Source organism: Photobacterium sp. GB-56 (assembly GCF_003026105.1).
GTDB lineage: Bacteria > Pseudomonadota > Gammaproteobacteria > Enterobacterales > Vibrionaceae > Photobacterium.
On sequence record NZ_PYNW01000036.1, the window covers coordinates 1 to 3475 of the forward strand.

General features: G+C 32.5%; 3 protein-coding genes and 1 pseudogene. All 4 read left to right on the forward strand.

What is annotated here, in order from left to right; genetic code table 11:
* The coding region (locus C9J42_RS21560; protein WP_158259532.1) for a hypothetical protein at window positions 1–605 on the forward strand (605 nt) is incomplete at its 5' end.
* Between the two features lie 153 nt (window positions 606–758).
* Window positions 759–1796, forward strand: coding sequence for a hypothetical protein (locus tag C9J42_RS21110; protein ID WP_107208799.1), 1038 nt, complete (start codon window positions 759–761; stop codon window positions 1794–1796).
* Window positions 1797–1905: 109 nt separating this feature from the next.
* Complete coding sequence (locus C9J42_RS21115) at window positions 1906–2970, forward strand: hypothetical protein (RefSeq protein ID WP_107291483.1); 1065 nt, start codon at window positions 1906–1908, stop codon at window positions 2968–2970.
* A gap of 202 nt (window positions 2971–3172) precedes the next feature.
* A pseudogene (locus C9J42_RS21120) lies at window positions 3173–3475 on the forward strand (hypothetical protein); the annotation flags it as partial.

Below are 3475 nucleotides of genomic sequence, written 5' to 3' on the forward strand. Positions count from 1 at the left end.
AGAAGTGGGTAGAAAAAGCACAAAAACTGTTTGCAGAACAAGCAAAAACAGGTGACGTTCGTGCCGTATATTACAGTACGATATTAAAACCAGATTTAACCCACGAGCAATATATTAACGCCATTATTAGTGCAGCAGAAAAACATTATTACTACCCGCTTGTTGAATACTCTAATATTTTGAGAAAGTCAGAAAGTTCTAATCAAGAAATGAAGGAAATCGCTATTGAACTTCTTAATTATGCACGCTTTAATAACTTTGTTCCGGCTATTGAATCCTTAATGAAAATTGAGGGTAAAAATAAAAGAATGAATGGTTCTATATATAAAGAATTAATGACACAAGGTATTTCTTTAGGTTCAAACTATGCCTGGAGAGGATATAGAATCTTAAGTATTGAAGATGACTCTTTATCTGAAAAAGATAAATATATTGCAGCAAAAGCAACTGAGCTTTTTAATGGTGATGACTTTGCAATAAGCTTTACTCATCCTCCTAAAGAAAAAGAGGCTTTAATTGCTGCGAATAAAAAGGCACAAGAAAAAGTTGATTCGGTGAAAAAAGTAATCTTTATAGATGGTGCTCATTATCAAGTTCTTTATTAGCATTTAATTTAACTGTTTGAAAAGCGCTACATAACTATTTAAGTAGCGCTTTTTAATCACCTCGAGCAAATTATTGCCTAGTAATTTTTAGGTGTACAATTATGCATTAAAATCAATTAGCTTCTCAGTACGCTAAGTTAAGGCCTTAAATGCATGAAAGTAAATATTACTACCCTATTATTAGTTTTCTCTTTTTTAGTCTTAAATGGATGCTCAAAAGCAACAACACCTCAACAAGCCGATATTGCTGTGTTTGAACAATTTTTATCAGAAAACCCGATATCAAGTATCAACCCTTCTATTGATATTGCGAGTATCTACCAGCCTGGTGATCCACTTTTTAAGGCCGTATTGGGGATACAGCGAAAGCGCTTAGATATTGCAGAAAAAGAATTAACGCCACTAGTGAAGAATAAACAACCGGATGCTATGTTTTGGCTGGCAAAAGTAATTTATCGTTCAGGGATTAATGATAAAGCGAAAGCATACGATCTATTAAGAGTTTCGGCTGAAAGTTATCCTTATTCAGCAATGGCACTGTCTAGCAATGATGAGCAATGTCAAATGTATTTTCCCAGTAAATGCAGTGACAAATGGACGAAAAAAGCACGAAACCTGTTTGCAGAACAAGCAAAAACAGGCGACGTTCGTGCCGTATATTACAGTACAATATTGAAACCAGATTTAACCCACGAGCAATATATTAGTGCCATTATCAATGCAGCGAAAAATCATTATTATTATCCGCTTGTCGAATACTCTAATAATTTAAGAAAAGCAGAAGATTCTAATCAAGAAATGAAGAAAATCACTATTAAGCTTCTTAACTATGCAGGTTTTAATAACTTTGTCCCTGCTATTGAATCCTTAATGAAAATTGAGGGTAAACATAAAAGAATGAATGGTTCTTTATATAAAGAATTAATGAAGCAAGGCATTTCTTTGGGTTCAAACTATGCTTGGCAAGGATATAGAATCTTAAGTATTGAAGATGACTCTTTATCTGAGAAAAAGAAATATATTGCAGCAAAAGCAACTAAGCTTTTTAATGGTGATGACTTTGCAATAAGCTTTACTCATCCTCCTAAAGAAAAAGAAGCTTTAATTGTAGCGAATAATAAAGCTCAAGAGAAAGCTGATTCAGTAAAAAAAGTGATTTACATTGATGGCGCTCACCCGCGTGCACTCTAATATTTAATTGAGCAGCGCTTCTTAATCACCTCGAGCAAATTATTGCCCAACAGAAAATTAGTGTAATATTTCTTTTGTTTAAATCCAACCGTGAGCAATATTTTACATTATGAAGTCTCTTATCTTCCCTTTGATAATTGTTGCCATCAGCTTCTCTTCATGGAACTGTGCAAGTACCACGCAAGATGGTTACTCTTCTGATCTGTCAAATGCAGATAGAAATAAAATATATCTTGCGAAAAATTTTATGGTGTACGATTTTGATTTTAAAAAAGCGATAGAGCTAACTACACCTTATATTAATAATAAAGATAATATAGAGGCAAGATATATTTATGCAGTTTCAATAGCACGTTATGATCTAAAAAAGTCTTTAGAGATGCTAAAAGCTTTAACAGATGAGGGGTATCCTTATGCCATGGATACCTATGGGGAGAAAAGAACCTGTCAACTTAATAGATATAAAGAATTATGTGACAATTCTGGTTATAAAAAATTATTAATATCCACTTATCGTAAATGGAAAAATGGGAATCCATCTGTATTATATAACGAAGATTATGAGCAGTATCGTTATATGTCATTTGAAGAGCGAGTAAATAAAGAAGGAACATGGTTCACTCCAAAAGCAGATAACCTTCTTAGGCAATGTGCAGCAGAGCGTTTTTTTTATTGTGCTGACGAGCTACAAAAAGCTCTATTTTTTATTGAAAACAAAACTGATAAACAGAATAAAGAATACGAGTATTATAAAAAATTAGCTAAAGATATTTTAATTAATGCAGAAAATAAAAATTTAATAATTAGCTTTATTGGGAACTGTGATAAGCCAAATTCAGAATTTAGAAATTGTCCTTCTAAAAAAGAATTTGGTTTAATGTTAAATAATTTAGCTAAAAAAGGTGATTTGAACGGGTATGAAGAAGTAGCATCATATTTATTTAACAATGACAATGCGAAAAATTACATCCCATTTTCTGATTATCTAAAACATCCAGATTCAAAATTAGATCCTAAATTAAAAACAGAATACGATAAGGCTATAAAATTAAACAATAATCAAGGATGGGATTTTGAAATGATAAGTTATAGTATCAAGCCTTTTGAGAAATTGTATAACGACAAAAACCTTAGCGGATTTTTTAACAAAGTGAATAAAATGATTTCTCATTAACACCCTATTCCCCCCTTTATTCTGAGGGGGGATTTTAACTATTTAAAATCAGATTATTAATAGGTTTTCTTAATTTAACCTACTCTACATTTCACCTCACTATCTACACCTCGAGCAAATTATTGCCTAGTAATTTTTAGGTGTACAATTATGCATTAAAATCAATTAGCTTCTCAGTACACTAAGTTAAGGCCTTAAATGCATGAAAGTAATAATTACTACCCTACTTTTAACTCTCTCTTCGATAGCCTTAACCGGTTGCTCAAAAGCAACAACACCTCAACAAGCCGATATTGCTGTATTTGAACAATTTTTATCAGAAAATCCTATATCATCAGTAAGTCCAACCGTTGATCTCGCAAGTATATACCAACAAGGTGACCCACTTTTTGAAAGTGTTTTGTACATCCAACGTAATCTTTGGGCTGAGGCAAAGAAACAACTTGAGCCGATGGCAAAGAACCAAAATCCTGACGCAAAATTTTGGTTAGCATCAATTACATGG